The sequence below is a fragment of the Pedobacter sp. ASV12 genome, from assembly GCF_016429155.1.
In the GTDB taxonomy this organism is placed as follows: Bacteria; Bacteroidota; Bacteroidia; order Sphingobacteriales; family Sphingobacteriaceae; genus Pedobacter.
The window spans coordinates 1-315 of the sequence record NZ_JAELUC010000382.1 but is presented as its reverse complement, the minus strand read 5'-3'; the positions used below and the strand labels follow the sequence as shown (position 1 = coordinate 315).

General features: G+C 65.1%; 1 protein-coding gene. It reads right to left on the bottom strand.

Annotated features, from left to right (window positions below; all coding sequences use genetic code 11):
* A partial coding sequence (locus tag JHD69_RS20810) for a hypothetical protein (RefSeq protein WP_199142207.1) occupies window positions 1-200 on the bottom strand: 200 nt, incomplete at its 3' end.
* Between the last annotated feature and the right edge of the window lie 115 nt (window positions 201-315).

Sequence of the window (315 nt, the reverse complement as noted above, 5' to 3'; positions counted from 1 at the left end):
CCCCCCCCCCCCCCCCCCCCCCCCCCCCCCCCCCCCCCCCCCCCCCCCCCCCCCCCCCCCCCCCCCCCCCCCCCCCCCCCCCCCCCCCCCCCCCCCCCCCCCCCCCCCCCCCCCCCCTTTTCAAGCACAAGACGGCATACGAGATCATGAGTACTGTCTCGTGGGCTCGGAGATGTGTATAAGAGACAGGTTCTGGCCATGGAAGGGCTTTGCTATTTGGTTAGCTTTCTAAAATTTGGGAAGGAAACCTGTACGCACGCATTTCTCTCTAAAATGTGGGGATTGACCCTGTTAGCTATGTTTACTGCACTTTTG